This window comes from Cryobacterium sp. BB307 (assembly GCF_012274275.1).
In the GTDB taxonomy this organism is placed as follows: Bacteria; Actinomycetota; Actinomycetes; order Actinomycetales; family Microbacteriaceae; genus Terrimesophilobacter.
In genome coordinates, this window is record NZ_JAANZA010000002.1 from 465,162 (window position 1) to 491,187 (window position 26,026).

At 64.2% G+C, this 26,026-nt stretch carries 29 protein-coding genes and 4 tRNA genes; 14 read left to right on the forward strand and 19 right to left on the reverse strand.

The features are described 5' to 3' along the window. Window positions 1-19 precede the first annotated feature (19 nt). Together HGK58_RS09535 and corA are read right to left on the reverse strand one after the other, a co-directional pair. Window positions 20-1,981 (reverse strand): S16 family serine protease, encoded by a 1,962-nt coding sequence (locus tag HGK58_RS09535; protein WP_168627348.1) that lies wholly within the window; start codon window positions 1,979-1,981, stop codon window positions 20-22. A 223-nt stretch (window positions 1,982-2,204) separates the two neighbouring features. Next, window positions 2,205-3,206, reverse strand: coding sequence for a magnesium/cobalt transporter CorA (gene corA / locus HGK58_RS09540; protein ID WP_168627349.1), 1,002 nt, complete (start codon window positions 3,204-3,206; stop codon window positions 2,205-2,207). A gap of 92 nt (window positions 3,207-3,298) precedes the next feature. On the opposite strand from corA, the gene HGK58_RS09545 reads away from it, so the two are divergent. From HGK58_RS09545 to HGK58_RS09590, 10 genes are all read left to right on the forward strand, one after another. Next, the gene (locus HGK58_RS09545) at window positions 3,299-4,000 is read left to right on the forward strand and encodes an SOS response-associated peptidase (RefSeq protein WP_168627350.1); all 702 of its coding nucleotides are present in this window, start codon (window positions 3,299-3,301) and stop codon (window positions 3,998-4,000) included. 48 nt (window positions 4,001-4,048) lie between these two features. Next, window positions 4,049-4,669 carry an SGNH/GDSL hydrolase family protein gene (locus HGK58_RS09550; RefSeq protein ID WP_168627351.1) on the forward strand — a complete coding sequence of 207 codons (621 nt, stop codon included), beginning with the start codon at window positions 4,049-4,051 and terminating at the stop codon, window positions 4,667-4,669. Between the two features lie 28 nt (window positions 4,670-4,697). Continuing rightward, window positions 4,698-5,276 (forward strand): sugar O-acetyltransferase, encoded by a 579-nt coding sequence (locus HGK58_RS09555; RefSeq protein WP_168627352.1) that lies wholly within the window; start codon window positions 4,698-4,700, stop codon window positions 5,274-5,276. A gap of 301 nt (window positions 5,277-5,577) precedes the next feature. Next, on the forward strand, window positions 5,578-6,744 hold the full coding sequence (locus tag HGK58_RS09560; protein ID WP_168627353.1) for a site-specific integrase: 1,167 nt from the start codon (window positions 5,578-5,580) through the stop codon (window positions 6,742-6,744). Between the two features lie 237 nt (window positions 6,745-6,981). Next, entirely contained in the window at window positions 6,982-7,170 is a 189-nt protein-coding gene (locus HGK58_RS09565) for a helix-turn-helix domain-containing protein (protein WP_168627354.1), read from the forward strand. Between the two features lie 33 nt (window positions 7,171-7,203). Then, window positions 7,204-7,353, forward strand: coding sequence for a hypothetical protein (locus HGK58_RS09570; RefSeq protein WP_168627355.1), 150 nt, complete (start codon window positions 7,204-7,206; stop codon window positions 7,351-7,353). Next, complete coding sequence (locus HGK58_RS09575) at window positions 7,350-8,081, forward strand: hypothetical protein (protein ID WP_168627356.1); 732 nt, start codon at window positions 7,350-7,352, stop codon at window positions 8,079-8,081. Before HGK58_RS09570 ends, HGK58_RS09575 begins: the two co-directional genes overlap by 4 nt. Further along, a complete protein-coding gene (locus HGK58_RS09580) occupies window positions 8,081-8,356 on the forward strand; it encodes a hypothetical protein (RefSeq protein WP_168627357.1) in 276 nt (91 codons plus the stop codon). Before HGK58_RS09575 ends, HGK58_RS09580 begins: the two co-directional genes overlap by 1 nt. Continuing rightward, window positions 8,353-8,862, forward strand: coding sequence for a hypothetical protein (locus HGK58_RS09585; protein WP_168627358.1), 510 nt, complete (start codon window positions 8,353-8,355; stop codon window positions 8,860-8,862). The genes HGK58_RS09580 and HGK58_RS09585 overlap by 4 nt, the downstream gene beginning before the upstream one ends. Window positions 8,863-8,949: 87 nt before the next feature. Further along, on the forward strand, window positions 8,950-9,648 hold the full coding sequence (locus tag HGK58_RS09590; protein ID WP_168627359.1) for a hypothetical protein: 699 nt from the start codon (window positions 8,950-8,952) through the stop codon (window positions 9,646-9,648). Window positions 9,649-9,697: 49 nt separating this feature from the next. On the opposite strand, the gene HGK58_RS09595 is transcribed toward HGK58_RS09590, so the two are convergent. From HGK58_RS09595 to HGK58_RS09620, 7 genes are all read right to left on the reverse strand, one after another. Continuing rightward, the gene (locus tag HGK58_RS09595) at window positions 9,698-10,162 is read right to left on the reverse strand and encodes a hypothetical protein (protein WP_168627360.1); all 465 of its coding nucleotides are present in this window, start codon (window positions 10,160-10,162) and stop codon (window positions 9,698-9,700) included. A 34-nt stretch (window positions 10,163-10,196) separates the two neighbouring features. After that, entirely contained in the window at window positions 10,197-11,975 is a 1,779-nt protein-coding gene (locus HGK58_RS09600) for a recombinase family protein (protein WP_210422814.1), read from the reverse strand. Then, window positions 11,972-12,097 carry a hypothetical protein gene (locus tag HGK58_RS13925; protein ID WP_282597254.1) on the reverse strand — a complete coding sequence of 42 codons (126 nt, stop codon included), beginning with the start codon at window positions 12,095-12,097 and terminating at the stop codon, window positions 11,972-11,974. The genes HGK58_RS09600 and HGK58_RS13925 overlap by 4 nt, the downstream gene beginning before the upstream one ends. Before the next feature lie 153 nt (window positions 12,098-12,250). Then, window positions 12,251-12,496, reverse strand: coding sequence for a hypothetical protein (locus tag HGK58_RS09605; RefSeq protein WP_168627362.1), 246 nt, complete (start codon window positions 12,494-12,496; stop codon window positions 12,251-12,253). Window positions 12,497-12,614: 118 nt separating this feature from the next. Then, window positions 12,615-13,160, reverse strand: coding sequence for a hypothetical protein (locus HGK58_RS09610; protein ID WP_168627363.1), 546 nt, complete (start codon window positions 13,158-13,160; stop codon window positions 12,615-12,617). 672 nt (window positions 13,161-13,832) lie between these two features. Further along, entirely contained in the window at window positions 13,833-16,052 is a 2,220-nt protein-coding gene (locus HGK58_RS09615) for an AAA family ATPase (protein ID WP_168627364.1), read from the reverse strand. Continuing rightward, complete coding sequence (locus HGK58_RS09620) at window positions 16,049-16,186, reverse strand: hypothetical protein (protein ID WP_168627365.1); 138 nt, start codon at window positions 16,184-16,186, stop codon at window positions 16,049-16,051. The genes HGK58_RS09615 and HGK58_RS09620 overlap by 4 nt, the downstream gene beginning before the upstream one ends. Window positions 16,187-16,763: 577 nt before the next feature. Between HGK58_RS09620 and HGK58_RS09625 the strand changes: the two genes are divergently transcribed. Continuing rightward, window positions 16,764-17,573 (forward strand): hypothetical protein, encoded by an 810-nt coding sequence (locus HGK58_RS09625; RefSeq protein ID WP_168627366.1) that lies wholly within the window; start codon window positions 16,764-16,766, stop codon window positions 17,571-17,573. On the opposite strand, the gene HGK58_RS09630 is transcribed toward HGK58_RS09625, so the two are convergent. Next, window positions 17,566-19,374, reverse strand: coding sequence for an N-6 DNA methylase (locus HGK58_RS09630; RefSeq protein ID WP_168627367.1), 1,809 nt, complete (start codon window positions 19,372-19,374; stop codon window positions 17,566-17,568). The genes HGK58_RS09625 and HGK58_RS09630 overlap by 8 nt on opposite strands. Window positions 19,375-19,645: 271 nt before the next feature. Between HGK58_RS09630 and HGK58_RS09635 the strand changes: the two genes are divergently transcribed. Further along, window positions 19,646-19,939, forward strand: a complete 294-nt coding sequence (locus HGK58_RS09635; RefSeq protein ID WP_168627368.1) for a hypothetical protein — start codon at window positions 19,646-19,648, stop codon at window positions 19,937-19,939. 87 nt (window positions 19,940-20,026) lie between these two features. Here HGK58_RS09635 and HGK58_RS09640 read toward each other — a convergent pair whose 3' ends face one another. From HGK58_RS09640 to HGK58_RS09680, 8 genes are all read right to left on the reverse strand, one after another. Continuing rightward, entirely contained in the window at window positions 20,027-21,148 is a 1,122-nt protein-coding gene (locus HGK58_RS09640) for a DNA sulfur modification protein DndB (protein ID WP_168627369.1), read from the reverse strand. Window positions 21,149-21,284: 136 nt separating this feature from the next. Continuing rightward, the gene (locus HGK58_RS09645; RefSeq protein WP_168627370.1) at window positions 21,285-21,461 is read right to left on the reverse strand and encodes a zf-TFIIB domain-containing protein; all 177 of its coding nucleotides are present in this window, start codon (window positions 21,459-21,461) and stop codon (window positions 21,285-21,287) included. Between the two features lie 126 nt (window positions 21,462-21,587). Further along, entirely contained in the window at window positions 21,588-22,085 is a 498-nt protein-coding gene (locus HGK58_RS09650) for a helix-turn-helix domain-containing protein (RefSeq protein WP_168627371.1), read from the reverse strand. Window positions 22,086-22,100: 15 nt separating this feature from the next. Further along, window positions 22,101-22,814 (reverse strand): hypothetical protein, encoded by a 714-nt coding sequence (locus tag HGK58_RS09655; protein WP_168627372.1) that lies wholly within the window; start codon window positions 22,812-22,814, stop codon window positions 22,101-22,103. Between the two features lie 710 nt (window positions 22,815-23,524). After that, window positions 23,525-24,292, reverse strand: coding sequence for a DUF3800 domain-containing protein (locus HGK58_RS09665; RefSeq protein ID WP_168627374.1), 768 nt, complete (start codon window positions 24,290-24,292; stop codon window positions 23,525-23,527). Between the two features lie 167 nt (window positions 24,293-24,459). Then, a tRNA-Val gene (locus HGK58_RS09670) sits at window positions 24,460-24,534 on the reverse strand. A gap of 13 nt (window positions 24,535-24,547) precedes the next feature. Next, a tRNA-Cys gene (locus HGK58_RS09675) sits at window positions 24,548-24,621 on the reverse strand. Window positions 24,622-24,662: 41 nt separating this feature from the next. Beyond that, window positions 24,663-24,734, reverse strand: a tRNA-Gly gene (locus tag HGK58_RS09680). Between the two features lie 116 nt (window positions 24,735-24,850). Here HGK58_RS09680 and HGK58_RS09685 point away from each other — a divergent pair. Together HGK58_RS09685 and HGK58_RS09690 are read left to right on the forward strand one after the other, a co-directional pair. Continuing rightward, window positions 24,851-24,923, forward strand: a tRNA-Val gene (locus HGK58_RS09685). 59 nt (window positions 24,924-24,982) lie between these two features. Beyond that, entirely contained in the window at window positions 24,983-25,312 is a 330-nt protein-coding gene (locus HGK58_RS09690; protein ID WP_168627375.1) for a hypothetical protein, read from the forward strand. A gap of 307 nt (window positions 25,313-25,619) precedes the next feature. Here HGK58_RS09690 and HGK58_RS09695 read toward each other — a convergent pair whose 3' ends face one another. Continuing rightward, the gene (locus HGK58_RS09695; protein WP_168627376.1) at window positions 25,620-26,015 is read right to left on the reverse strand and encodes an SgcJ/EcaC family oxidoreductase; all 396 of its coding nucleotides are present in this window, start codon (window positions 26,013-26,015) and stop codon (window positions 25,620-25,622) included. Window positions 26,016-26,026 lie beyond the last annotated feature (11 nt).

A 26,026-nucleotide genomic window follows, 5' to 3' on the forward strand; every position in this document is an offset into this window, starting at 1 on the left:
ACCCACGCTGGCGTGTTATCTAGCGGCGGTAGCCCTCCGTCGGGAAGCCACCGAGGTAGGCGAGCACGCGGGCCATCGCGAACGAGCCGGTATTCGACTCGATCGCGAAGAACTTGTCCGTGAGGTCGCCCTCACGGTCGATGCCGGCCGATTCGAAGGCTCCGACGATCAGCACCGGCGTGTACTCCTTGCCCTCCAGGACGCTCACCGAGCTCGACACCTGGTCGGCCGAGAACTCGAGCGCGTTGCTGAGGTAGGAGTCCGAGCGAACGCCGACGATGTTGAAGTCGCCGTCCATCTGCCCTTGCGCGTACTTCTCGATCAGTCCTGCGTTGCGGGCGTAGTTGCGCCATCCGTAGCCCATCTCAGCGTAGGCAGCGTTGGGGTTCTCCTTGCCGAGGTAGTTGGTGATCATGCCGATCGTGTCGGATGCCGTGTACGCCAGGGCCACGGCGATGTCACGCTCGCTCAGGATGTCCTTGATCACCTGGTCGGAGTATCCGTAGTTCTCGGCAAGCGGCGCAACCTCTGTGGTCGTGAAGGCCTCCAGGTTCGCGTCCGCGGCCCGGCGGAAGAACGATGCGATATCAGCGACATTCGCGTTCTCAGAGATGGCCGGGCTGTCCAGATCGCGGCCCACTTCGAAGATCGCTTCGGCCGCCTCGACCTGCGTGACGGACAGTTCGAGCAGCAGCAGCGGGTAGAGGGAGTCGTTGATGACCTCCTCGATCGACCCGTACGCGCCGGCGTCGAGCGCCGCGTAGATCTCTTCAATCGAGGAGCTCGCGAAGAGGTACAGCGTGAACGCGTCGAACGCATTACCGTATGCGGTAGTGATGGCCTCGGCGTCCGAGAGCGTCTTCACCTTGAAGGTGTCGAGTCTGTCAAGGAAGCCGGTGAACACGCGTTCCACGGTGCCGATGCTGCTGAACTCGCGGTCCAGCACCCCGCCACCGTTGATAAGGGCGTCCTGAGCGATACCGTAAGCGCCCGCCAGCGCCTGCATGAGGCTCTTGGCGTTCATCGCCTCGATGAAAGCTCCGCCGGGGAGGCCCTGGCTGAGCAGACGGTCCGCCTCGTCGGCCATGATGAGCGCCTCGATGTAGCTCTCCCACGCCGCCTCCTGGATGCCGTCGGTAAGCGCGGTGAATTCGAGATCCGCACGGTTGAAGTCGTTGAGCTGGCGCTCGGTCGCGGTCTTGAAGCGTGTGTAGCCGGGCTCAGTCACCTTGAGTCCACGCGCCGCAGACGGAGCGGGCAACTCCTTACCGGTGAGGTGGAAGTAGGCCTCGAAGATGTCACCGACCTCGACGACCTCAAGGCCGTTCTTGCGGCCGTACTCGACCACGTCGACGACCTGACCTTGCGTGTTCATGGAGTTGCGCGATCCCGCGGGAATGAGCACCTTCGTGTAGTCGCCATCAGCGTCGACGACCCCGGTAACTTTCTCGGGAACGCCGCCCACTGGCCCGATGGTGCCGCTCGGCGTGATGGTGCCGGTCATGACGACGTCGGGAAGGAACTCGTCGCCGAGGATGAGACTCAGCAGGCCTGCGGTGGTGATGCCGCCGGCGCTAGGTCCGTCGCCACGACCCCGAAGGGCGAAACGGTAGTTGTTGGTGATGTCGGCACCAGTCAGGAGGGTCGCCACCATCACAGAACTCCACGCTGCTCCCTGGAACATGTCGCCGAAGCCGCCGACCTCGTCCTCGGAGATGTCGATGGAGAACTTGCCATCCTCGGACGGCTTGACGCTGATCGTCTGCTCGAAGATGGAACCGGTGCTGCCGCTGACCGCGAGCATGGGGATCGTGATCTCGGTCCGCTGGTAATCGACCGTGTTGTCGGTGTTCTCGACCGGCGCGACGGGATCGGCCGGGAACAGCGTGCAGCCGGTCAGCATGACGGCGGCTGCAGCGACCACGGCCGTGGCGCGCATGAGTCGCGACGCGTGGCGGCGTGGCGTGGTAGTTCGTGACAAAGGGATCTCCTTGGTTCAGGACGAACGGATGCAGGGATGGTGCGGGTGATGGGGAGTCGGAACGTCGCTTCACTGTGCTTCGCGAAGCTCCACTGTGTCGCGAAACGGAACCTTGCCTGATCGCAACCCAACCGGGAATGCTGTCAGATGCCGGTGCGCTCGGGCAACGAGTTTGAGGGTGTTTCACCCCTAGTTCGCACCCTAGTTTTTACCCGCGTCGCAGCTACAGCCAGCGCTTGGCCTTGAACACGGCGTACAGCCCTCCACTCAGCAACGCCATGAGCACAAGAGCGAATGGATAGCCGACCGACCACGCGAGTTCTGGCATGTGCTCGAAGTTCATGCCGTAGATGGTTCCTATGAGCGTCGGCGCGAACAGGATGGCCGCCCACGCGGTGATGCGCTTGACCTGCTCGTTCTGCTCCACGCTGGTGCGCGTCATCCCTCGGGTGACGAGCGTTGACTGCACTTGGAGAGCATTGTCGAGCAACGCCCGATAGGAATCCACCCGGTCGACGGTTCGCACAACGTGATCGAGCACATCTCGTAGGGAGCGCTGCAGCTCCACCTCGACCGCATAACGGTCCGCACCACGGAGCAGGCTTTCCAGCATCTCAACGAGGGGATGCACTGCCCGCTGGAAGCGGATCACTTCGCGAGAGAGCGCGTAGATTCGCCGCGCCAGGATCTCATCGTCAGCCTCGCCGAAGAGCTGGTCTTCGATCTCGTCGATGTCGTCCTCGAGTCCGGCAACCACCGGCTCGTACTCATCGACGACCTCGTCGACGATGGCATAGAGGACTGCCTCCGGGCCGAGTGCCAGGAGCTCCGGCGACCGCTCGAGCCGTACGCGGACATCCGCAAGGTTCGGAGTCTCCGAGTGTCGCACGGTCACGACGAAATCTGGTCCGACGAACACGTGCAGCTCTCCAAACTCCACCGCCTCTTCCTCGTCCAGGTAGCGTGCCGGCCGGAGTACTGCGAAGAGGGTCTGGTCGTAGCGCTCAAGCTTGGCCCGCTGGTGTCCCTTTCTCGCGTCCTCCACCGCGAGGTGATGAAGCCCGAACTCCGCCGCCACAGAACTGAGCTCAGCATCCGTCGGCCGGTAGAGGCCGATCCAGGCCATCCCGTTCTCTGCGCGATTGAGCTCGTAGGTCTCCTCAAGCGAGCCGGGCGTCTGCACGCGTACCCCGTTGCGGTAGATGGCGTTGTCGACGAGCGGCATGCGGGCTCCGATCACGCGGGTTGGTGGCGTTTCAGACGGTATCGCATTCCTCGGTCGCGCTCCTGTCAGAGGCACATGGAACAATCGCTGGTATGTGCGGCAGGTTCGCTCTTGATGACAAGGCCAACGACTCGATCACCGAGTTCGTGGAGTTCTACGGCGTGAAGCGGCTCAGCGACTGGCAGCCGAACTGGGACATCCGCCCGACCGACCCCATCATGACGGTGATCGACTCCCCCAAGAACGGTCTCGTCGCTTCAACGGCCAGGTGGTCGCTCGTTCCGGGATGGGCGAAAGAGCTCAAATTGAAGTTCCCGACCTTCAACGCCCGCTCGGAGGAGGCGGCCACCAAGAGCGCCTTCGCGCCGTCGGTGAAGTCCAAGCGGGCGCTGATCCCGGCAACTGGGTACTACGAGTGGCAGACGCGCGGATCAACGAAAACGCCTTACTTCATCCGCGCGGGCCAGGACGAGCCGGTGATGTTCGCGGGCCTGTACTCGTGGTGGCGTGATCACTCCAAGGCTGATGACGACGAGAGTCGCTGGGTCTTGACGGCGACGATCTTGACCATGGATGCTGCGCCGCAGCTCGCAGAGATCCACAATCGGAACCCTGTGGTCCTGCCGCGCGACTGGTGGTCGGACTGGCTGAACCCCCAGCTGGAGGGTGACCAGAAGTTCCTCGACGCGGCAGTGCAGGCGGCCCAACCGGTCGCCGATGCCCTCGACTTCTACGAGGTCGCACCGCTGCGCGGCGAGGGTCCGCAGCTGATCGAGCCGCTGAACTCGCTCTGATTCAATTCCGGGCCGCGGCCGCGGAGGCAGTACTCTTCCGCAAGAACCATGAGATCACCCGTCGCGCTCACCCTTGCCGCAGCAACGCTCGCTGCCCTTGCCTGCTGCGCGTATCCGGCTGCGACCGCTGACGATGGATCGCTGACGTTCGCGGCTGTCGGGGACTCCATCACCGCGTGGGATCCCCCGTACAACTCAGACCCGCTGAACTCGTGGATCACCACGGCGGTGGGCGACGACCTTCAGCTCGGTGGCGGCTGGGCGCTGTCCGGGGCGCGGCTGGAGCTCATGCTCGCATCGGTGAAGCCGACGGATGCCGATGTCCTCGTGGTCATGGCGGGCACCAACGACGTGCGTCACACGACGCCGGTCGAGGATCGTCTGGCTCGGCTCGCCGCGGTGATCGAGATGATCGGGATTGACGAGGTCGTGATCGCGGCGATTCCTCCGCTGGATTCCGACCCGGTCGGCGCTCGAGTGTGGAACGACGCCTTGTCGGCTTATGCGACCGCACACGGAATCACTCACATCGACCCGTGGCGCACCTTGCGGTCACTCGACAACAGCTGGGTCGAAGGCGCGAGTGCCGACGGCATCCATCCGAGCCACAGCGCGGCGGCGGCGGCTGGGATGGCGATCCGGAACGAGCTGGTCACCCGGTTCGGTTGAGCACATTCCGGCGGATTACCGTGGATGCATGACTGATCCGAACCAGTCCGACGGCCGTTCGATGATGGAGCGGATGGCTGCTGGCGACCTGTACATCGCCGGCGACCCCGAGATGGCGGAGGCGGCGGACACAGCGCATGATCTGGCTTCCGCGTACAACGCGACGACAAGCAGGCAGGGACCGCTGAGGCGTGAGTTGCTCGGTCAGCTGCTCGGGGCGATCGGTGAGGACACGGTCCTCCGTCCGCCGCTGTACGTGGACTACGGCACGAACATCCGGATCGGTTCGCGCACGTTCGCCAACTTCGGGCTGGTTGCCCTGGACGTCGCGCCGATCACGATCGGTGACGACGTGCAGATCGGGCCGAATGTGCAGTTGCTCACGCCGACGCATCCGCTGGACTCGGAATCGCGCCGCGACAAGTGGGAGGCGGCGGAGCCGATCGTCATCGGTGACAACGTGTGGCTGGGCGGTGGCGTGATTGTGCTGCCCGGCGTGACGATCGGTGAAAACACGGTGGTCGGGGCGGGAGCGGTCGTCACCAAGGACCTGCCGGCGAACGTCGTCGCGGTGGGCAACCCGGCCAGGGTGATCCGCGAACTCTAGACACCCACCGAGACTGCAGATTCTGGCGCCTTCGCGGGCCATTCGGCCGGTTTCTGCAGTCTCGGCGGGGAAAGCTGGCTCAACGCAAGAACCCCCGGATTTCCCGGGGGTTTGCTCTGGTGGGCGATACTGGGATCGAACCAGTTCTCTACGCCCTGGACACTCCCCCGAGATTTCCGCTGAGTTGCCGCTGATGCCCCGTTTTTACTGGGCTGTCGCCCCCACACGGTAGACTCATAGATGGACACGACAGGACACGATTGGCCGGTCGTTAGGGCACGTTGGGGCACGGAGGCATGACATGGCGACTACTCGCAAGCGCAAGGCATCTCGCAACGCCTGGGGCAAGATCCGGCTCCTCCCAAGCGGTCGGTACCAGGCCAGTCACATCGGCCCCGATGGTGAACGGCACACAGCCCCGATGACCTACAGCGCGAAAGTTGACGCGCAAGCGTGGCTTGCCGCCCAGCACACCCTCATCGCTCAGGGAAATTGGTCTCCTGCTGCCGTCCTCGCTGCGCAGGCCACGCAGAAGGCCCAGACTCTCCAGGACTACGCCGAGCGGTGGTTGCGCGAGCGCACCAACTCCCGCGGCGAACGTCTCCGTCCCGCCACGATCCACGAGTACCGCCGCCTCATCGCGGGCCCCCTCGCGCCGCTCGCTCCTCGGCTCCTCGCGGACATCACGCCGGCCGTCGTGCGGACGTGGAGGACCGACCTCCTCGACACAGGGCGCAAGACGCAGACATCTCGCGCCTACGGGCTGCTCAACGCGATCATGGGCACCGCAGTCAGCGATGGACTGATCGCGCTGAACCCGTGCACCATCAAGGGCGGGCAGTCCACCAACACAGGCCGGAAGGTCCTACCGCCAACGGATGCTGAACTCGACACGATCCTGGATACGATTACTCCCCGCTTCCGGGCCCTCGTGCTCGTCGCAGCATGGGGCGGGCTGCGCTACGGGGAGGCGACCGAACTGCGCCGGAAGGATGTCACGATCACACGCGACGACTCAGGCGAGGTCAGCCTGATCCGCGTGCGCGTCGATCGCGCAGTGACCCACACTTCCGACGCCGGATTCCAGGTCGGTCCCCCGAAGTCGGAGGCCGGCATCAGGACGGTCGCTCTGCCACCGCACACAAACGGCGAACTCCTCGCCCACCTGGAGGAGCACACCGGGCGGTTCCCTGACTCGCTCCTGTTCCCCGCCGCTGATGGCTCCTCGCATCTCGGGCAATCAACGTTTACCAAGCACTGGTATCCGGCTCGGCGGGCGGCGGGTCGCGAGGATATGCCGTTCCACGCGCTCCGCCACTACGCGGGCACCCGCTACGCGCAGACCGGCGCGAGCCTTCGCGAGACGATGACCAGGCTCGGGCACTCCTCGACTTCGGCGGCGATGCGGTATCAGCACGCGACGGGTCGGGATGATGAACTGGCGGCGCGCATGGCTCGGCGGGTCTGATCCGGCCAGGTCCGGACACTGCGATAAACTAGATTTCACAACAGAAGACCAACGCTAAGCCGAGGATCGACGCGGAGAGTGGCCTGGAGCCCCCGCTGGGAACCGGATGTGTTGAGCCAGGCGCTCCACTCCGGAAAGTAGGCCGAACGGTTGTCAGCCAGGAGCACAAGACCGAGCACCGACTAGACCCCCTACGGGTCGTCGTGCTTGGTCTTCGTGCATCTAGGAGCAACCACCATGAGCACGACCCCCACACCGGAATGGCTCACCCTCCGCGACACCGCCGAGCGGCTCTCGATCTCGGAGAAGTCGGTCCGCCGCTGGATCGCTGACGGACGCCTCAAGGCCGTCCGCATCGGCCCCCGCATGATCCGCGTGGACGCCGCCAGCATCGCCGCCCTCGGCCAGCCCCTGACCGTCGCCTGACGCGACCAGATCGAGCAACCAGGGGTGCCGATGATGAGAGAGCAGTCACGCCGCTACAAGCGGTTCGAGAAGGCTCGCCAGCGGATCGCTGAGGCCAGAGCACAAACCCGCCGCCGCGAGCATGAGCGCCGGATCAACCCGCCGCTGTTCGACCTCCACGAGATCGAGGAGGACGACCGATGAGCGGGCACACGTCCCGGATCCCTCACTGGCTCCAGGAGCACGGCTCAGTGCTTGGCCTCCAGAGCGCCGATCTGGCCGTCTATGCCGCGCTCCTCCACGAGTGCGACTGGAGGAGCGGGATCACCCGCCGCGTCAGCATGGCGACGATCGCGCGTCTCGCGCTCATGAGATCCACGACGACCGCCGAGGCGTCGATCAAGCGGCTGGTCCGCGCGGGCGTAGTGGCGATCCATGAGCGCGGGATCAACCGCCCCCACGTGTACCGCCTCGGCATGATCCCCGAGGCTCTCAGTCCCCAGAATATGGGCACCGAGCAAGCAGGGACCGAGGCGCTCAGTTCCCAGAATCTGGTGGGCACTCCCCAGAATCTGGTGCCTCAGTCCCCAGAATCTGGTGACGATCTAGAACACAACTCTTTCAAGGGGGCTTCGCCCCTGGCCGATACCGAGGAGTTCGATCGATTCTGGTCGCTCTACCCGACTCACCGCCGAGGAGCGAAGAAGCCCACGCGAGCCGCCTGGGATGAGAGCCAGCCGCCCGCCGATGTCGTCGCCCGCCTCCGTGCTTGGATCCCGACAACGGATCCCCGGTTCGTACCGAGGGCCGAGAAGTGGCTCCACGAGCGGCGCTGGGAACTGGTCAAGATCACCAGTCCCTCGGCCGAGTACCTCGCATGGCTTGAGACGCCCGAGGGGCAAGCCCACGCGGCCCGAAAGGAGGCTGGATAATGCGTATTCCTCGACGCACCGATCCCACCTACCAGCCCGTCCGCGAAGCGGGCCGCCACTCCCAGCGAGTGACCCCGGCATTCAAGCGGGCGATGGACGCCTCGCCGGCATGGATTCGGGAAGCGATCCGCGACTACTGCTCCGCGCTCCGCGCCGAGGCGGCGGCATATCGGGTCGAGGCCCGCACTAATCGCTTCCGCCTGCAGGAGATCACGCGCTCCGGAGCAGATCTCAAGACACACATGGACCAGGACACAACGGAGGATCAGCGATGACCAGCACCAAGGGCAAGACCCGAACCCAGATCCGCGCGGAGGCCCGCACCCGAGAAGCGAAGGCGCTGGATCTCCGGCTCCTCGGCTACTCGCATGAGCGGATCGCCCGAGAACTCGGCTACCAGCACCGGAGTGCCGCGAAGAAGGCCATTGATCGCGCGCTCGCCGCGATCCCCCGGGAGGCCGCGAAGCAACTCCGAGATATGGAACTGGAGCGGCTGGACCTCGCTCAGCGGTCCCTAGCCGACAAGATCGTGCGCGGGCATCTCGGGGCGATCGATCGGCTGATCCGGATCATGGATCACCGCGCGAAGTTGCTCGGACTCTACGAGCCCCAGCCGGATACCGGGATCGCTGAGATTGCCGCGGTCCTCGGTGCGTGGCTTGGGAAGGTCCGGGAGGAGGACGAGGCCCTGGACGGCGATCTGCCGGATCAGGACGCAAAGGCCCTCCCTGGGTCCCTGGACACGCAGAACTCGCGGCAGACCAGCGCAGGAGGCGTTTGACATGCGCATCCGGGATTTTCGCGGACGCGACCCGACCTATCGGACCCGATAGATCGACCCTCACCCATCACAGATCAGGAGATCACTATGAGCACCAGCACCAGCACCCACGCCCAGGCATTCGCACGGCTCCAGCAGGAGCGCCACGCCGCGATCAGCCACGAGGATCACAATCTCTCGCCCCGAGCCCTCACCACTCACCGGCTCGGCCTCCTCCAGAAAGCGAACGACAACCTCGCGGCCCTCATCCCCGCCGTACCAGGGATCAGCGGCCCGACTCAGGCTGAGATCCTGGACAGCCTCCACCCGTCCACCGCCGACGAGATCGCCGTCTCCCGGGACATGCGCGAGCGGATCCAAGCCGACCTGGACCGTGGCCGTCGGCTGGAGCAGATTCTCGCGTCAGCGGATCAGCGGACCATCGTGTCGCTCTTACACTGGCTCCCAACGATGCCTGGTGTAACGGACTCCCCGCATCGGGACGAAATCATGGCGGAGATCCAGGCGCTCGCGTTCGGTCGCCTCGCGGAAATCGGCCACGAGCCCGCCGTGGCCCGCCTCCAGGCCGAGCAGGAGAACGCGCTTCCCGCCGCCGTGGCGCGAGTGTTCAACGAGGCTCTCGCCGGGACGGTCACGACCGGGGCATGGACGGATCTCCACCTCGCCGGCCCCGAGGTCTACCGGGAGATCCAGGCGGCGGAGGTCCCGGGTCTGACGGAGGAGGTTCGCCGGTTCGGGATCCTCGCGGCGCGCCAGGTCGAGCCCGACCAGTTCGCGACGCGGTAGGCCCGCTCGGGCTGGTCGAACGCCTCGGTGTCTGCGGATGCCGGGGCGCTCAGCCTTTCTCGACGGCCAGTCTCGACCGGCTCAGCCGCATCGTCACGGACTCCGGGACCTCCTTGTCCCCGCACGCGGCAACGTAACGCTCGAGGAACGCGAGTTCGTTGGGGTACTCGCGCAGGCGGCGGAGGACCACCGACATCTGTTCGGACGGCCATGGGTCCGGGACCTCGCCGGTCACGGTGCTCTCTTGCTCGGCGGCGTCTATGCACTGTTCCAAAAGGTCCCGCGCTTCCTCGAACCGTTCCTGCCGCTTGAGTTCGGAAACTGACGGCTTGAGGAGGACCCAGTACTGCCCGTCGACGGCCCCGGCGGTGCGCCGCGCCTCCGTATGAGCCTCTCGCGCCGCCTTCTCTGCCTCCTTGCGAGCTTTCTCCGCTTCCCGCTCGGCGTAGTTCGCCTCAGCCCGCCGACGCTCGGCGGCGTAGTCCTTTTCGCTCTCACGGTCCCCTGAGAACATGAGGGTGACGCGGGCTCGCCAGGTGCCATCGTCGTTACGGGCCCAAACTCGCGCGGGGACTGTAGCGACGTTCCCACGCCCGACCGAGGAGCATACGCGCGCAATCCTCCCCGTGCCGGAAGCTACTCGGTGCCGCAGTGTCCGAAGCCGGAGAACCGGGAAGGGGACGAGGGCCCCCGTACTGGTTTCCGCCGCCTGAACCGCCGCCCCGTCCCTCGTCGCCCCACAGGCGAGGGTCCAAGACGCCGGAAATTTGTAGTCGCTCAGGGTGGGCGACTCGTTGTTCGTCAGTCACCACAGCCCCGGCCATCAGAACGCGCACCCGCAAGATTCGGTACACCTCGCGGCGTTGCTCCTCGGCCATCAGGTGGAGGTTGCCCCGCGCCCGCTCTGCAAGCTCCGCAAGGTCGCGGAGCGCCTCACCCTTCTCCCGAACCGACGACGCCAGCGCCCGGTAGCCCTCGCGGCGCTCCCGGAGTCCGGCGAGGTCCTGCTCAATCTCGGCGAGCGCCGCACGGATCGGGGCGGGGTTGTCCGCCAACAGGAGTTCCCGAGCGACATTCGACTGCGCCCCTTCGAGCTTGGTGATTTGCCGTTCCACTGCCGACAGCAGCGTGGAGTCCTCCACGCCGTCGCCCGCGTCCGTGGGTAGTTCGAGGTACTGGCGGGCCATGGCCTCCAGCCGCGCCGGGTCCGTCAGGAACTCCGAAACGGCTCCCCACACGCGCGCCTCCAGAGGCTCGTGGGCGACCTGCTTGCAGGTGCATTTCTCGTCGCCTCGGAGGTGTCGACGCCCGGTGCAGCGCATCACCGCAGGCTTTCCCTTGATGGTCACCCCGTAGTAGGACATGCCGCACTCGCCGTACACCTGACCGGTAAGCGGGCGCGAGACCGCGTGCGCGGCCTTCCCTCGGGTGGAACGCCGAGCCAGCGCCCGAGTGATCGACCGGTGCTCTGCGGGAGTGAACGGCGGCTCGTCCAGTTCGATCCGGATCGGGGCTCCGTACTTCGGCGTGCCGTCGCGGCGAACCTTGGTCTTGTGGCTCCGGGGGTAGAACCCTGACTGTCCCTGTGCGGCTGCGCCCCACATGACCACGCCGGAGGCGAGGCTCGGGTTGGCGAGGATTCGGCGCAGGCTCTCCGGATGCCACTCCTTCGCCAGGCGAGGGTGCAGCCCGGCGTCGTTCAGCCGCGCCGCGACCTCGTAGGCGTTCTTCCGCTGGGTGACCAGCAGCCGGTACGCCTCGGCGAGCACTTCCCGTTCGCGGTCGTCGGGGACGGGTCGAGCGGTGCGCTTGAACCCTTCGAGTCGCCAGCCGAACGGCGGGTGCCCACCGGGCCAGAGGCCTGCCTCACCCTTGGCGCGTTGGCCTCGGGCGGTCTTCTCCACGAGAGAGTCGCGGTCCATCTGAGCGAAGGATGAGAATATTCCTGCCATGCCTCGACCGGCGGAGGTCGAGGTGTCGATGAACGCCTCTTGCACGGACACGAACGCCACGTCGAGGTCGTTCAGGTCCTCGATGGCCTTGGTCGAAATCCACTGTTTGCGGGACAGCCGGGAGAGGTTCAGGGCGACCAGCGCGTCGAACTCGCCCTTGGCGGCGTCCCGCATGGCCTCGGTCAGTGCGGGGCGGTTTTCGACTGTCCCCGAGACTCCGGCGTCCTCGTAGATCCGACCAGTGAACTCCCAGCCGCGCGACTCGATGAGTGACCGGCAGAGGCGTTCCTGGTCACCCAGCGAGGTGCCGTCCACCTGCTCTTCGGTGCTCACGCGGGTGAGGATGACGGCCCGCTTTGGTTTCGCGGCGCTCACCGGGTCACCTCCAGCCCTGCGCGGATGTCCTCGGTCATCGCGTCGGTGGTCATGTTCCCGTCGGCGCCTTCGACGAGGCACCCGATGGCTATTTCGTCGGGGGTGATGGATTGATCAGCCACGGCGGGCCTCCTTCTGCATTGCTCGGGTGGTTCGGACGGCCTCGACCATGCAGTCGCGGCAGTATGACTGGCGGGCCTTTCTGCCTTTCCGCCGGAGGTTGAATGCCTGCACAGGTTTGGTCCGCTCACACTTGAGGCAGCGCTTGGTGTCCGTCATGCCACCGCCTCCTTGGCCTCGGGCTTCGCGGTGAGGCGCTCGACAGCTCGGGTGGCCTTCGACTGGAGTGCGGCGCTTGGGAGGGTGTTGAGCAGCGTCTTGACCTGCTTCGGGTTTTCCGTGATGGCCCGAGCGACAATCCCGGCATGGCGGGCGTGGTGTCCGGGGCGATAGTTTGCCTTCGCCCCGACCGGCTCGCCGCATTCGCATCTGCAAGTCGAGGAGTTCTTGGTGTTCGTCATGGGGTATCCCTTTCTCGGTCGTGTGGCTCGCTTTTCGACCACAATTCCAAGAAAAACATTCCTGGATACTGGCCCACAATTTCGGCTTCCCATCAGGGGTTTCTCGACCTGCACGGGTCTACTGCCGCTCTTCGAGTGCCGCGACCGCCCGCGTCACCACGCGAAGCGCCCCCCAAAACATCCGCTGTGTCCCCGGCTTGAGCTCAAGCCGTTCCATCCAGCCGACTAGCTCGGCAATAACCTCCGCCCCGTCTGCGCCCGATGCGAACGCAAACTCGACAAACGGCAGGAGCGCCGTTGCTAGGTCGGACACCACTTGACACGTGCGAGCGATCTCCTCAGCTGCGATCACCACTGGCTCGGTCGGGTCGTCAAGTACGACATCGGGCATGCCTGTGCACTCGTCGTCGTGCGTCACCCACGCGTCGCTCAGCCCGCCTCCACCAAAGGCCGCGAGGTCGGCGTTCAGCATGTAGACGACCACGCGCCCGTCGCTCCGGATGTCGACAGCGAGGCCCGCCGCGATGCCAACGAGGGTAAAGCGCCCGAGAACTGCGTTCCCGTCCAGCATGTCAGCGAGGCAGGTGTCGCACAGAGTCCACGCGTCCACCCCGTGCTCGCAGTCGCGCGGGTCCGCACTCTCGTGGTTCCTGTACTTGTCCATCAGTTTTTCTCCTTATTGGCTACGGGCCCGACTGTGGCGGCACGACCGAACAAGACGCCCGCACCCACCCGTTGAACGCTGGTTTCCGAGTCGGACGTTGGGACGACGTTCTGTTCCTCGCGGAAGCGGCGGCGGGCCGTCACCGCGTGCGCTTTGCAGAGCCCATGGCTCACTGCCGAGCGCTCGCAGACGCTGACCCAGCAGACCGAGCCTCCGGTCACCAGCGCCGGACCCTGGACGGCCTCGTCGACGTGCGCTGCAAGCCAGCCAGCTAGCGACTGCCCCCGACGCTTCGCCCGAGCACGCAGGTTGTCGTAGTGGTCGCGACACAGGCCGAGGCTGAACCCCGAGTGAGTGCACACCGCGATCAAACACCGAGGGTTAGGTCCCCGAACTGCGGACCACGCCCGCACCTCGGCGACGTGAGGGGCGAGCCACCTCGGAATCGTGAACTGCGGAACCTTGGCATTCATGAGGCGCTCCTTTCGCGCGTGAAGGTTTGGTGAAACAGGGTTAGGTTTGCTTTTCGATTGTGCGGGTGCGGCTTATTTCCGTTCCGCGTGAACTGGTGAACTGGGGGAAATAACGGAAATGAGCCGGGGCTCCGGGGGTTCTTATTTCCGTTATTTCCTTCATCTACTACCCCCGCGCGAGGCGGAAATAAGCGGCTCATCAGTAGTCCTCCTGTCCGCCGAGGCCGGGGATCGGCTGGAGCCCGGTCGGTTTGCTATAGAGGCCCTTGCCGGTCTTGCTGATGTCGCCACGTGCGACCGCGCGTGAGAGCTTCTTCATGAGGTTGGTCCGCTCTTGTTTGGCGGGGCCCTCCTTAGCGTTCGGGTCCACCCCTACCTGCCGAGCGATGGCCGACCAGGTGACCGGTCCCGGCTGGTCGCAGATCCAGGCGATGGTCTCGGCGGTGTCCTCGTTCACGACCCGGCGTCCGTCGCGCTTCGCGTTCTCCGCTTCGAGCAGGTCCTGCACGCTCCTTGGGGAGTCGCCGATGTACTGGGCCTTCGACACGAACTGGTTGCGGGTTTTGCCCTTGGTGTCACGGCCCTGTACGACTGCGCCGGTCACCTCGAACAGCATCGACTTGCCGCGAGCGTTCGAGTAGTTCGACTTGTCAATGGTGACGACGCGGTACTGTGACTCCTCATCGACCGCCATGACGAGCAACGACCTGAGCGCGTCGCGCCAGACGTGGGAGCCGGACACTTTCTCCCCGGCGACGCCGTGGCCCTTCTTGAAGTGCATGACCACCACGACGGCGATATTCAGTTCGCGGGCCAGAGCGGCCAGCGGGTCCAACGCGTTGCGCACGTCTTTCTGGCCGTTCGGGTCACCGTCGACGAAGCTGAGGATCGGATCGAGGACGAGCATCTTCGCGTCCGTATCAATCAACATCTGGCGGATGGTCGGCAGGTCCTTGGTGAGTTGCATTACCGTGTCGACCGACTGACCCTGCACCACCTCGATCGCAGGTTGCACCACACTCACGCGGTTCATGTCAGCACCAGCCACGTTTAGGCGTGGTGCGAGCTGACGACTGGTGTCGTCCTCTCCCGCGACGATCAGCACCGATGCGGGCTGCCCCTTGAGGTCACCCTCGAACTTGCCGCGTGTGAGCCCGGCGACCAGCCACGAGATGAGCGTCGATTTGCCGATGCCCGCCCAGCCGGCGATGCCGGTAAGGATACCGAGCGGGATCACCTCATCCCACGCCCACTCCGTCACTTCGAACTCGACATCGGCCAGGTTCACGAGGTTGAGGGTCCGCTTCGAGTTCCCGCCCGTGGAGACCGTTGGGGGCTTCTCGCGGTTGTTCCAGGCGCTCCGGATTGCGAGCTTCACCGCGTGGCGCTCCGGCGGTTTCCTGCTGTAGCCGTTGCGGTGGTAGCCCCAGACCTGATCTTCAAGGTCGGACAAATCCGGTGCGACTTGGGCGACTGCCTCTGCCACCACGTCGATTGGGAGGTCCATCCGCTTGCGGTCGCCAACTGTCTGGCGGGCCGAGGCGATCTTCGCTCCCACCTGCTCGATGCCCCATGCCTCGTCGGTCGGCGCGTGCTCCCGGACGAGCGCCTCGGCTTCGGCGGCGGTGAGTTCGAAGAACGGGACGTTGGCGAGTTCCAGCAGACTGCACGCCTGACTGAAGGTGCCCTCGTCCCAGCCTGCGCCCTCCGACCATGGGCCGTGCATTGCCTGCAGTCTGGCGATGCACCCGTTGACGGAGGCACGCTCGTAATGGGTCCCGCCGCTGTAGGCGTCGTCCCCGGCATAGGCCGCGACGGCCTCCGGTGCCTCTTCCTTGACCTGGCGCGGCGCAGGGGTGCTCAGGTAGCTGACGAGCCACTCCGGCATCACGGCGACCACCGCGTCGTCGTCCTCGGCGGTGTAGATCACGCCTGTCGCGTGGACTGAGCCCGCCGCCACGGCGTAGGCGTTGCCGCCGCGAACGTCGAGGTTGTAACCGGCCTTCTTGAACGGCGAACGGTTTCCGAAATGTACGCCCTCGGGCTCGGCGAAGTAGTAGTGCCAGCCCTTCGCACTCCGCACCTTGTAGGTGACTGGTACCTCGACCCCCTTATCGCGGCAGAACCGTTCGAAATCGCCGAGGGTGTCCTCGTCGAGGATCACCACGCCGGAGGGTCCGCAGACCACGCCGAGGTTGTAACCCTCAGCTCGCCACTTGCGGACGAGGCCGGGGTCGTTGCTGGCCCGCCGGACGTGGCTCCCAATCGGGTGCTTGCCGCGCTCGGTGCAGGTGTCCGGTTTGTGGGTGCCGCTCTTGGGCGCGAGGCACTGTGGCGCAGTGGGGTCGTCCAGCGGCGCGAAGTGGAAGCGCTCGACCTGTGAGGCCGTGCGGGTGACGTGTCCGATCTTCGGGGTCATCGACGCCCGATCGCCCAGGCGAACAGGAGACCGTAACCGATGTAGGCGAGAAGCCCGGTGATCGTGACGGTGCCGTAGAACAGGTCATCGTGGTTCATCTGCCAGCGGCGGCGGGGTTGGGGTTTCGAACTCATGCCGACACCGCCCTAGTGGCGGCGCTCGCAGGGGCGGCGAACAAGACTCGAAGGAGCCAATGCAGATCCGCGTCGGGGATCGGCTCTGCTTCCCAATGTGTGATCGTGGGTCGGTGAAGCACCGTAACCTCCTGAGGTCACGGGCGCTTGCATGACAAACGCCCATGGTTCCGTCGCTCGCCGCATCTGTTGACACGCGGTGAGCAACCCGATCCACGGGCGTGGGTATCGACTGCCGGTGTTGCCACCGACTCCCCGGACATGGTGCCTTCTTGCCAGCCCAGCGGAAACGCGACCCTGAGGTCCGTCAGCCTTTGTTTAGTTGTCTATCTGAAACCATCAAAACACAGCCGCGAGGTTGGATGCTATGCCTTCAACTGGGAAGGTGCTGCATGACTTTGAGTCAAGCCGTCATGCTCGTTCCGGGGCCGAATCACCGCTGGTAAAATGAGGGTTGGTCGGTTGGTTCCGTTCCGTGGTCTATCTCGGCTTGGCCCTCGCTATGGCGGGGGCCTCGTCGCCCGAGTTTCGTCGTCGGAGGCCGGTTCCGGTAAGAATCCTCGATATGGTGTGAGCCATGACGCCAAACGCCGACGAGGAGCCAACACTCGACATTGAGGTTGAAGATGCTACTGATGCTGGCGACGAGCCTTCCAGCACAGGCCTGAGCATTGATGTCGACGAGTCTCCCGAGACGCTCGGTCAGACACTTGAGACAATGCACGAGCTGTACACGAAGGATCGGGTCAACGCCGTTCGAGGCCAGCACTTCATCAAGACGCTCCATGGTTACATTGCTGAACAACTCCGTGCGCGCCTCCACCCCGACGCTTTCAAGGACGGCGTTCGAGTTATCGAGGAGGCGAGCATCCTCGGCTCGCACAAGACCAAGGACGTCGATGTCGCGGTGGTGCACCCCTCCAGCGGCCCGCTACTCCTTGTAGGTGTCCGTAGCCAGATGAGCTCAATCGGAAAGAACGTGCTCACCTATTACCAAGACATTGTGGGCGAGGCCGTGAGCCTACAGGAGCGTTATCCGATGACGATCCACTCCTACGTTTACCTCCATCCGTACTCGTATGTCGAGGTGAAACCGGCCACCAAGACCTTGCCCGAGCGCAACATCGTAGTCACGCCGGATCACACCCGTTACGCGAAAATGTACAGAGCGATCGCGGGCCGCGACGACAAGCTTTACCGCACCGTCAGCGGCATCTACGATCAGTTCGCTTACATGGTGGTCGACTTTGACAAGTCGCCCGCTCTGCTCCGTGACGACATCGTGAACGCGGCGAGCCCAGATACTGACCTGTCCATCGAGACGTTCGTGGACCGGGTTATCGACACCTATAAGCGGCGCAACATTTGGCTAGACCTGTTTATCTAGTTCGCCACTTGGTGAGAGTCTGGATGCCCTCTGCGATCAGGTCAGCACCCTCAGAACCGAAGGACTTCCGGAGGCTCACCGCTCCACACTCATAGGCGGCGGCGATGTCACCGGATCTAAGGGCGGCGTCGATCTGATCGATGTCACCTGTGACGCGGTCGGGGTGTAGCACAGTCACGCGGGAGGCCTCATTGGGTACCATCACGACCACGCCCCCACCGAGTGAGTGCACTTCGAGACCGATGCTCAAAAGCGTGAGCGGGTTGTACCAAGATGCAGCGAGCTGCTGGACCGTTCCTGAACGAAGGTAAGCGCAGAGGAGACTGTTTGAGGCAACCCAGGACGCGTCATTGATGAGCAGGAGCGGACGTTCACTGAACACTGTGACGATGGCATCCGGAGATTTGACGCCCGGCACCGTGTACCACGGGGACCGTATCCGGGCCTTGTAGCCATCTGAGACGCCCGCCCGCTCTCCCTTGCGTACGTACCGTCTTTCGCCTTCTGTGAGTTCGCCATCTGGGAGCCACAGGTGGTCGACCACTTCTTCGCCCACACCCGATGTCCGGAGGCCGTGTCCACGTAACTTCCGGGCGTTGATGAGAGAGCGGCGAAGACTGGTCTCCGGGAGTTTGTACTTGCGAATCGTCTCGGCGTCCGGATGGAAATATACTTTGTCGCCCGCGACGTACCCGATTCTGAACGTTACGAGGTCCGACGCTGGGATCGTCCAGCCTTTCTGCGATGCGCCCGACAAGAGCGAGTCGAGGCCCTCGGGGAGCAGAGCACGCTGGAAGGCTCGCTCGCCCGCGGCAATGGATGCAACGCTGACGCGCCCGCCGACGCTGCCGACGCCCTCCACCATTGCACCCACACTCTCATAGGCGTCGTAGATGACGTGGTCGGTGGCACCTCCTCGATTGTCGGCAAGCAAGATGAGCACGTCCTGATTGATGTCACCGAAAATGCGCTCCCGGCTCCGTAGAACCCGCAGTGAAGCGAAGGATCTGGCGAGGTGCTCCCAAAGCGGGAGCGCATACGCGACGTACGTAAAGTCAAGCGGCAAGACGACGGCCATCCGCCCTCCCAGCTTGACCGACGCAACCATACGAAGGAGAAACGGCATCCAGATGCTTCCGCTCGGAGCCATTGGCGCGCCGAGGTGCTCATGCGCCACAGCGAGCGCGCGCTCTCGCGAGCGCGCATCCAGGTGCCTCAGCCGGACATACGGCGGGTTTGCGATCACGCCGTCCGCGAGGGTCGGGGTGAGGCTCAGAAAATCGCCAATTCGGATCTCATCGGGGGTCACCAGTCCGCGCCGGGTCGCGGTCAGTGCCGTCTCGGCGTCAAGCTCCGCTGCTATCCAGTTCGGTCGCTTCATTCCTGCGGCAGAGGTCACATCGCCCACAGCCTCCACGAACACACCATCCCCGAGGCTCGGCTCCAAGTAGGTCTCGCCCTCGTGGCGGACCAACCACTTCGCCATCAGGTGTGCCGCGTCGCCAGGGGTGTAGTACGCGCCGCGTGTGCGACGGTCGGTGGTATGGATTAGGCGGTCGGATCGTGGCTCCCGGCTCATGGTCGAGGGGCGACCCGGACCGTGCGGGATGAGGGTCTCGATACCGGCCAGATCCTGCTCTCGCCAGACCAGCCCATCGAGCCTTCCGGCGGGCTCGGGAAGCCACGCCGCGCCCCGACTCCGCCAAGACCGAATGGTCGCCTGTGAAACCCCGAGACGACTCGCGAGACCCTTGGAATCGATTAGCCCTTCAACCACGCCGGGGTCGTGTGAGATCGTCATGCAGAGAGCTTAACGCAAATGCAACGGGTGCGTTGCATGACACGTCGAGGAGGATGAACCCATTTTCACGCGGACCACCGACAATCGCGCAACAGCAAGGAGGGCGTTGGCCCGACCAAGAAACACATGCCAGCTCGATGCTGAAACAAGTGCCTGCGGCGCGAGATTCTGCTCTAGCCTCGGTACCAATAGCTGATCGCGCGACCGACTCCAAGACGGACCGGCGGGTGTTGCGCGCGCTAACCATGGCTTCATCAATGAGGAGGATCGATTGGAATCGCTAAAGAAGGACGATAGCTACACCTTCACGTATCAGTTCGAGTACATCGCCAAGAATCACGGGAACGACAACTACGACATCGACAACGCCACGATGAACGTTCGCGTCGAGTGGAGTGATTCGCAGGCGGGATATGTAGTCACATACGACGTCCCCGACATGCACAAGATCGACCTGGCTCAGGGGAACACTGATGCTGAGGGCTTCTACGAGGACAATGTGTACTGGCGGTTGATGGATGACCTAGCGAGCAACGGCATCCATGCGGAGAGCATCGCTTTGTAGAGTCGGAGGCTCTGCCGGTGTGATTAGCCCGAGGAAAAAACCAAGGAGGCCCAGCGCGATGGCTGGGCCTCCTTCGTGATGGCACGCTTACACGGTCTCCGGCACGCGCTCTTCCAGTCCGGCACGGCGCATGAGCTCTGCGGCGACAGCGCGACGCGTCTGGAAGCTCATCCGAAGCTGCTGCTTGCCGGACGTGTTGACGAGCGCACCGAGCTTTGTCCAGACGGGGTTGTCGTACGAGAAGTAGTCGACCTTCTCGCCCTCGCTGTAGACAGGCTCAGCGAGAGGAGCCAGGACGTCCGCAGGATCGAGGTCGCGCTTGTATATCTCGTAGGCTACGGCGATCACGCCGTGGATGGAGAGTGCCGTCCCTGCCATCGAAGTGCCGCGAAGTGCCATACGATCCGACTTCCCCAGGCGCCCGAACTCCGGGCGAACGGCGACGAGGGCGTCCCAGAAATCCACGAGGTACTGCGCCTGTGCCTGCTCTTCGACCTTGTTCACTGGGTCGCCGTGCCAGAACGACTCCATCGCCTGCGTGAGGGTGTTGAATGCGAAGAGCTTGGAGCTTGACGCTGAGACTGCGTTCTTGAGGACTTCGACGTTGTCGACGCCAAGGTGCGGGCTGTTCTGCAGCAGGTCCCGGGCAAGGCGCTTGTCAGCGTTGTCCTGGTACGCGAACTTCGCCGCCGTGTCGTTCACCTTGTCGCCACGCGTGTTGTAGTCCGATCCGACGCGCGCCGCAAGCTCATCGTCCGCAATCCAGATGCGCGTGGCGAACGGGGTAGTGACCTCGAACGAGCCCACCGGGTTGTTCACTGCCCGGATGATGGCCGTGATACGCGACTGCGAATCGACTGCGGTATCGAGGTGGCCGGACCAGAGTGTGAGCGTCAGGTCTCCATCTTCATCCTGCTCGATCTCGTAGTCACTATTGGTGGGGTTGAGGCGGACGCTGAGGTTGCCGATGACTGCGTCGTTCTGCAGCAACTCCTCGACCCACCGCTCGACCTTCCGGCGGGTCTTGGCGCCCATCTTCTCGGTCTGCCAATCGGGGCGGATGTTGCCGCCGTACTCCAGCACTCCGGTGTTCAGGCTCTCGGCGAACCACGCACCCGTCATGATTCCTTCATAGTGGGTCGTTCCTGCGTCGGTCACCTTGCGAAGGTGGCGGATCACGGCGACCGGATCTCCCTGGTAGTTGCCCATTTTCATTCCCTGCTTCCTGCTCGGTCGACCTCCTAACTGGGCCGGTACGTGTAAAACTACAGGGGTACGTGCGATTGGTCAATGGGTACGTGGAAATTTCTTGCAGTACGTGTAAAGAGGCCTAAATCTGGCGCCGTCACTGCCGCGAGGCGTCGGCGACCGCTGGGGTATCGCGACACTGCGTGCACTGCCACGTTGGATCGCCCTCGACATCGACGGGTTCCATCCTGTGCAGGCAGGTGGGGCAGTTCGGCGTGTTCAGAGTCTCGTCGCGATAGCGGCCTAGTTCCCTCTGGCGCTCCAGGTCATCCATGGTGGGGACTCTACCGCGCCAGGCATACCCGCCCCGGTCTCCCGTGGGGTCTCCGAGACACTGAGAAGCCCCGCACCGTATTCGTAGGGGTGCGGGGCTCTCAGTATGCGGGACAGGCGCGGAGCGCTACTCCTGGATCAGCCCCGGCCTCGCCGGTGGCAGCACTTCACCAACCATGCGACCAGCGAGCAGGGTGAACGTGTCGAACATGCTCACCGTTTTCTGCATCGACTCCTGCTCGCTCAGCAGAATGTCCGGCTTAGTGACGTTGGCGTATCCCCGAAGCGCCGCATCCGCCGCCTGCATCAAGTACTGCCGCTGGCGAGGGTCTGTGACGTTCGCCGCGAGGTCTGCCGACCTCTCTGCCTGATCAAGCATCTTGTCGGCGATGGCCTCACGGCGGTCTCGCATGTACTTCGAGCGGAAACCCCGAGCTTTCGCCGCCGCCTCTGGGGTGCCGCTGGAGCCTGAGCCCGTGCGCGCCCAGTCCAGGCCGGGGGTGTCCCGGACGATGCGGGTCAGCACGCCCTGTGATACCCCCGTGACTTCGGCAACCTCGCGGCGGGTCTGACCCTCACGGATCAGACGCACGGCCTCAGCCTCCACCTCCGGGGAGGTTTTCACGCCCGCCGCCATGGCTCAGATCACCTCAGCCACTGCCAAGGGCTTCGACACGAGGGAGTCGAGGCGCTTGACCGCATCGTCGGTGTCGCCTGCCAGATTGAACTGGAAGTTCGCCGCCTGCACAGCCGCGTAGCCCTCCGGGTCCACCTGGTACAGCGCCTGGATCGAGGCATTGCCGTTGCCCTCGATTGTGTCGGTCAGGAACTTGTTCCAAGCCGCCGTGGTCCGGAAAGTCTCATCGAGGCTCTGCGCACCGACTGCGCCTTCGTGCCCGAGCGCCACCAGCCTGTCGAACACCAACGAGCGAACATCCTCGGCGAATCCCTCCGGATCGTTCGTGTTGAGCCCGTACGCCCAAATCTCGACGTTGTTGGCGATAGCGGCGAGGCGCTCCACCGAAGTGGTATCCATCACTGCCTGCTGGATCACGCGACCAGATTTGAGGATCGCCTGTACCTTCGCCCACTCCGCGCCCTGTACGGCCACCTGATCCGCATTCTTCGGGGCGAGTGACTCGATGACCGCAGGGCGGCGGTCCTGCAGCACCGCCGGGTCCGGGGCGCTCGGGATTTTGTTGATGAGCGCCGACCGTGCCTGCATCACGCGGGCGTGGCGCTGGCGGGTCGCCCCCGTATGTGTCAAATCATGGTGGGTGTAAGTCACGGCCTTCGCGACGTCTGAGCGGTACTGCGTGTAGGCGTCCTGAAAAGGCTTTGTGTTGATTGACATGTGTTTCTCGTTCCACTGGGCGGGCCTCTCGGCCCTGGGTGTACCCGACGAACGGTCGCCGCCGGGGGTCTGTTAGGCGGCGCGCCGGTCGGCCTCGATCTGCCAGGCGAAGGGAGGGAGCGAGAAACTTTGCGTACGGGGGCGATCGCTGCACTGGCTTCCTGCGGGACGTGGCCGACCTGCTCACCCAGGACGACCACACGTACTGCATTGCGGTCGTACTTGTTCTTTGGCTCTGGGACTAGGTGGGCGGTCTGCATAGTCACGCCGCCCTCGGTACGTCCGAGGTTTCGGAAGATCTTGCCGATGTTGTCGCGGTAGTAGGACTCGCCTGAGACCTCGAGGTCCTCGCGAAACGAGATTGGGATCTCGCGACCGGAGGCGGCTGCTGGTGGTGGAGCGGGTTGGGCACGGGCGACCTGTGCGGGCTCGGCTTTCGTCCCGCCGCCGAACAGTCTGGACAGGAATCCGGTCATTGATGCCCCCTTAGTGTCTGCGAGAAACCCCCAGGTATCCCGTTTCGCGTGAGTCTATCCTTCGCAGTGAGCGACTGATCGACGCCAGCCGCCGAGAAAGAAAGTCATGTCGATACTCAGCGCGTTGTCGGCAGTGCCCTATAGTCTGTCGAAAGGACGGGCCACCTGATGCTCGCCGGGGATCGCCAGCGGTGCTGCCACCGCACTCCTTAAGTGGATCGGCCCCTGGGGGCTTCAGGGGGCCCGTACTGCATTGCAGTACTTGCACACACAGTCGTTCCAGTCCAGCTTCCGGGCAATGCCATTGTCTGGCATTGACATGAACCCCAGCGGGATTGCGCATTCGTCATAGCCCTTCCGAACCTGGGGCCACACCGTCTTTAGGTATTGCGGCTCAACGAGGTCGAACTCAGCGGGCCAGACGGCTGCGCGGAGGAACCCCCCGTAGAGGTCTGCGGCCTGGCTCTCCAGGTACTTGTCGGCGGAAACCCACTGCAGTCCTCGTTCAAGACGATGCGGCACTTTCGGATCCATTGATGCCTGGAACTCGAGGTACTGCTTGGTGCCGGTGTGATCATGTCCCCGCACGTGGCCATAGCGCGTGTGCACGCCGGCTGTGCCCTGCCAGTTCCGTGCAGCCCAGAGGATGTTCTTATACAACTTGAACGCGACGTAGTTGTAGAACAGTTCGCGGTTCTGTGTGTACGCGCCGCTCACCTGGTCCTTCTGGCAGTAGACATACGAAACCCACACGTCGGGCACCGCGGCCAATGTTTTCGCGGCGTACTGACGGCGCGCGTGAGACTTAACGTGCTCCTTCCACGACATCACCTTGGTGTGAGGAACGCTAAACGTCGCACGAAGGTCAGTGACGGCCGCCCTAAGTTTCGGAGCCGATTTTTCCGAGACGAGTACTGCGGCCATCCCGAAGATCGGGCTAGATCCCTTGGTGCCTGCCAGCCCTCGGTCGCCGGTCTCATCTATGTACGCGTATATGACCACAGCACAACCCTAGAGATCGCGGCAGCAATTCGCTCCCGGCCTCGCGCCCCGCCCTGCCCAAGGGCGCCACAGGGTCATTCGCGCCACAACTCACATCGGCTAGGGCACGGGGAGGGCACGAACCCTCCGACACAATGAGGAAACCCCCGGCGGACCGGGGGTTTCTTTGGTGGGCGATACTGGGATCGAACCAGTGACCTCTTCCGTGTCAGGGAAGCGCGCTACCGCTGCGCCAATCGCCCAGGTTGTGAAGCCTGGAGGTGGAGACGGGATTTGAACCCGCGTATACGGCTTTGCAGGCCGCTGCCTCGCCTCTCGGCCACTCCACCGCATGGCGGGACCCGCCAGCGAGGCTGACACTTCCCACTCGAGCGGATGACGAGATTCGAACTCGCGACCCTCACCTTGGCAAGGTGATGCGCTACCACTGCGCCACATCCGCATTTGCTCGCATTTCTGCGTGCTTGAAGACTCTAACCGATGCGCGCCACCCACGGCAATTCCGTGACGAGTGTCGCCAAACCTATGGCAAGATTGTGTGGTCGGCCCGGCCGGCGAGGGCGATTGGCGCAGTTGGTAGCGCGCTTCCTTCACACGGAAGAGGTCATCAGTTCGAGTCTGGTATCGCCCACAACAGAAGGGCCCGGAAATCGTTGATTCCCGGAGGTTCTTGGGTCAAGGTTCAGTTGGGTGAAGGCCCATGACACAATCGGAGCCGTGGCAAAGGATCACAGGGCCCCATCACCAGTCGATGAGTTCGCCGCCGCGTTCGGTCGGAACAAGAAGCACCTGGGCCGGATATCCCCGGAGCTTGTCGAATTGCTGCTCGCGTACGGCCGACCGCCCAAGATGCCGACCTTCAAAGGCGATGCAGTCGAGTACGCCGCCGCAGTAACTCACTTCATCAGGCTCTCCTCAACGCCCGAGGCGATGGCACGGACGGAAGCCTTGCGGCGGTACTTCGATGCCCGGTGGGGCGCTCGCAAGGATCCCACCGACGGGAGTTCCTGGGGCAGCTGACCGGCCTCCGACAACCGCAAGCCGCCTTGGAGCTGATGAGGTCGGTCCGGGTACCAGAACGATCGAGGACACGCGGGCCGCGCGGGTAGCCGCGGTGATCCTCGCGGTGACGGGCTCGGTCGTTCCAGTTGTCGGTTGTTGACGCCAGTGTCGTTCGACTGGTTTGCCCCAAAAGGCGGGGTGGGATCAGTCGGACTCCGGCAACTGAGGGTCCACTCTTCGATTCCGGGGTTCCGGTTTTCCTTCACACGGAAGAGGTCATCAGTTCGAGTCTGGTATCGCCCACCAGCACTTCCCCCGCCACCCGTCAGACGATGATCGGCGTGGTCTGTGCGGATGCGATCCGCCACTCCCCTTCCCGCACGAGCACATAGGTCAGGCTTCCGGATGCCGGGAGCGCTGCACCGCCGTCGCGACCATCGTGCACGTGTTTCACGCAGCTGACGATCGCGACATCGGGTCGAAGGAAGACGATGTCCTCCACGTCAACCGTCGTCAGGACGTCCGCGAGAGGCGACGCCAGCGCAGCGCTCATCGCATCAGCCAGGGCGGGCCGGCCTCGCACCCGGCGGCCCGCGATGTTCACGATCCGAACGTCATCCGTGTGCAGCCCGACGAATGCTTCGTCGCTCTGCAGCCGAACGGCCTCGGCAACCAGCCTTCGAATCTCGGCCGCATCGCCGCTGTTGTGGTGTTCACTCATGATCGGCACAA